Origin of the sequence: Burkholderia sp. Ac-20349 (assembly GCF_017104865.1) — a bacterium.
Classification (GTDB): Bacteria; Pseudomonadota; Gammaproteobacteria; order Burkholderiales; family Burkholderiaceae; genus Burkholderia; species Burkholderia aenigmatica.
Genome location: NZ_JAAGPM010000283.1, coordinates 1 through 3285 on the forward strand (window position 1 = coordinate 1; position 3285 = coordinate 3285).

Below are 3285 nucleotides of genomic sequence, written 5' to 3' on the forward strand. Positions count from 1 at the left end.
CGCTGCAGCCGCGTCTCGCGGCCGCGTGGCAGGCCGCCGCCGACGCATTGGGCGACGGCCTCGGCGGTGCGGCGCGCGCGCTTGCATTGCTGGCCGATGCGCGCGAACGCCTGCGCGACGCCCTCGAAGGCATCACGCTCGGCAATCCGCGCGTCGAGGCGGCGTTGCTGATCGCCGGCGAGCGGTTGATCGAACAGATCGACGACTACCGTGCGGCGCTGAACGGGCTCGTCGAACTGCAGCGCCCGCGGCCGGGCCATCGGCCCGCACGGGTGCGCTTTCACCGCGACACGGGCGCGGCCCTGCGCAACGGCGTGCGCTCGGCCTGCGCGATCATGATCGCCGGCGCATTCTGGCTCGTGACCGGCTGGAACCAGGGCGACATGATGCTGCTCGTCGTCGCACCGTACTGCGCGCTGCTCGCGACCGCCGGCAACCCGGCCGCTGCCGCACAGGCGCTCATCAAGGGTACGGTTCTGGCCGTACCGGCGGCGTTCGTGTGCACGTTCGGCATCCTGCCGCGCATCGAAGGTTTTCCCTTGCTCGTCGTCGCGCTCGCGCTGTTCTGGATGCCGGGCATCTACGCGACGAGCGTGCCGAAGACCGCGCTCGCCGGGCTTGCCTATCTCGTCGCGTTCAACACGCTGACCGGCGCGACCAATCCGTTCCGCCCCGACGTCGCGCTGTTCCTCAACCAGTCGGTCGCGTGGGTACTCGCCACCGTCCTCACTCGGCTCACGTTCCAGTTGATCCTGCCGCGCAACCTGGCCACCGACGCCACGCGGCTGCGCCGCACGATCCGCGACGACACGCTCGCGCTCGTGGCCGGCAGGCGCGTCACGGCGGCGGACTGGCAGCAGCGCCAGCAGCACCGCATCGCGCAGCTCGGTGCGCTGCTCGCCGGCCAGCCGGCCGCGATGACACAGGTGAGCATCGAGGCACTTGCGGCGCTGCACGTCGGCAAGGAACTGCTGCGGATCCGTCGCGGCGCCGCGCGCGACGACCTGCCCGATACCGCGCAACGGTACGTGCGCGCCGGGCTTGCCGGCCTCGCGCGGCACGTGGCCGCCCCGAAGCGTGCGGCCCGGCATGCACGGCGCGCCGCGCACGCCCTCGCCGGCCTCGCCGCGTCGCAACCGGGCAATACCGAACTGAAGTGGCTGATGGCCGCGTTCGCCGACGTCTACGTGCTGCTGCACACGTACGCCGCCTATTTCACCACCCTTCCGGAGCGCGCCCGCGATGCTCAGTGAATTCCCGCTGGCCGGCATCTACCTGCCGCCGTTCTTCGTCTATGCGTGCGCGACCGTGCCGCTCTACATGGCCGTGCGCGCGCTGCTCGCCCGGCTCGGCGTGCTGCGCCACGTGTGGCATCCGGCGTTGTTCGAGTTCGCGATTTCGCTCGTGCTGGTCGCCACGCTGATCCTCACCTTCTAGCCTTCGTCGGAACGTATCGCGTCATGTCGCTCAAACCCCTCACCCGCTCCCTGCTGACACTCGCCACGGTGGCCGTCGCGATCGTGCTGGTCGCTGCACTCTGGCATGCGTACGTCCTCGCGCCGTGGACGCGCGACGCGCGCGTGAGCGCGCACGTCGTGCGGATCGCGCCCGAAGTGTCGGGCACCGTCGTCGAAGTCGCGGTGATCGACAACCAGCGCGTCGCGAAAGGCGACGTGCTGTACCGGATCGATCCGCAGCGCTTCGCGCTGGCGGTGGAGCAGGCGGAAGCGCAGGTCGCCGCGACCGCCGAGACGATGCGCCAGAAGCGCGACGAAGCGCAGCGGCGAACCGGCCTCGACGATCTCGTGCCGCGCGAGGACATCCAGCGCTCGGGCCGCGCGGTGGCGATCGCGCAGGCCGAGCACCGCAAGGCGCTGGCCGCGCTCGACGTCGCGAAGCTCGACCTCGAACGCACGACGCTGCGCTCGCCGGTCGACGGCTACGTGACGCAGCTGCGCCTGCGTCACGGCGACTACGCGGTCGAAGGCAAGCCCGGGATCTCGGTGCTCGACGCGCACAGCTTCTGGATCACCGGCTATTTCGAGGAAACCAAGCTGCGCCGCATCGCGACGGACGCACCCGCGACGATCCGGCTGATGGGCTTCGATCCGCTGTTGAGCGGGCACGTGACGAGCATCGGCCGCGGCATCGCGGACGAGAACGGCACGCTCGACGAGCTCGGCCTGCCGGCTGTCAACCCGACCTTCAGCTGGGTACGGCTCGCGCAGCGCATTCCGGTGCGCATCGAAATCGACCGGGTGCCGGCCGGCGTCCTGCTGGCGGCAGGCATGACCTGCAGCGTCGAAGTCGGCGAACGCGGACGCGAGCGCACGCCGCGCGGCCGGCTCGCGTCGTGGCTGCACGCATGGATGTGAAGGAGGCGACGATGCGATACCCGTTCCCGCCTTTGCGCGCGACGCGCTACGTGCGCGCCTTCGCCACCGCCTGCACGTGCGCGCTGGCCGCGTGCACGACGGTCGGCCCCGACTACGTGGCGCCGCAGCCCGCGCATCCGCCCGGCTGGATCGCGCCGCGCGACACGGTGCCGGCCGATCCCGCGCAGTTGCAGGACTGGTGGCGCGCGTTCGGCGATGCGCAGCTCGATGCGCTGGTCGTTCAGGCGATCGCGCACAACCAGGATCTCGCGATCGCGCGCCAGCGGTTGCTGCAGGCGCGCGCCGAGCGCGACCAGATCGCGAGTCGCCTCGGCCCGACCGTCACCGCTGGCGGTAACGCCGATGCGCTACGCTCGTCGCGGGCGCTCGACTGGCCGCCAGGCATCGGCCAGTCGCGCACCTACCGGCTCGGTTTCGATGCGTCATGGGAGCTCGACCTGTTCGGCGGCAGGCGGCGCGCGGTCGAATCGGCCGACGCGCAGATCGACGCGCTCGACGACGATCGCCACGCGATCCTCGTGAGCCTGCTCGCCGAGCTCGCGTCGGATTACGCGGCGCTGCGCGCGACCCAGGAGCGGCTGCGGATCGCGACGGACAACGTCGCGAGCCTTGACGCCACGCGGCGGCTGACCGAGCAGTCGAACCGGCGCGGCCTCGGCACGTCGTTCGCGGTCGCACAGGCGCGTGCCGAGCTGCAGCTCGCGCAGGCGACCCTGCCGCCGCTGCAACGGGACGTCGCGCAGCTCGCACACGCGATCGGCGTGCTCGTCGGCGGTTTTCCGGAAACGCTGCGCGACGCGCTGAGCGCGCCCGGCGCGACGCTGCCGGTCGCGCCCGCGCTGCCCGTCACGCTGCCGTCGGACGTGATCCGCGAACGCCCCGACATTCG

The 3285-nt window shown here is 71.7% G+C and carries 4 protein-coding genes; all 4 read left to right on the forward strand.

From position 1 onward, the window contains the following. Window positions 1-1253, forward strand: a 1253-nt coding sequence (locus tag G3N61_RS38375; protein ID WP_205825044.1) for an FUSC family protein, incomplete at its 5' end; no start/stop codon positions are given. After that, window positions 1243-1437 carry a DUF1656 domain-containing protein gene (locus G3N61_RS38380; RefSeq protein WP_089454254.1) on the forward strand — a complete coding sequence of 65 codons (195 nt, stop codon included), beginning with the start codon at window positions 1243-1245 and terminating at the stop codon, window positions 1435-1437. The genes G3N61_RS38375 and G3N61_RS38380, both read left to right, overlap by 11 nt. Window positions 1438-1460: 23 nt before the next feature. Beyond that, window positions 1461-2375, forward strand: a complete 915-nt coding sequence (locus G3N61_RS38385) for an HlyD family secretion protein (protein WP_043185806.1) — start codon at window positions 1461-1463, stop codon at window positions 2373-2375. Between the two features lie 11 nt (window positions 2376-2386). Next, window positions 2387-3285: TolC family protein (locus G3N61_RS38390; protein ID WP_205825045.1), on the forward strand; the 899-nt coding region annotated here is incomplete at its 3' end.

Excerpts from the sequence above, each read along its gene's own strand:
- G3N61_RS38380 (WP_089454254.1), top strand. The coding sequence starts at position 1,243 with ATGCTCAGTGAATTCCCGCTGGCCGGCATCTACCTGCCGCCGTTCTTC.
- G3N61_RS38385 (WP_043185806.1), top strand. The coding sequence starts at position 1,461 with ATGTCGCTCAAACCCCTCACCCGCTCCCTGCTGACACTCGCCACGGTG.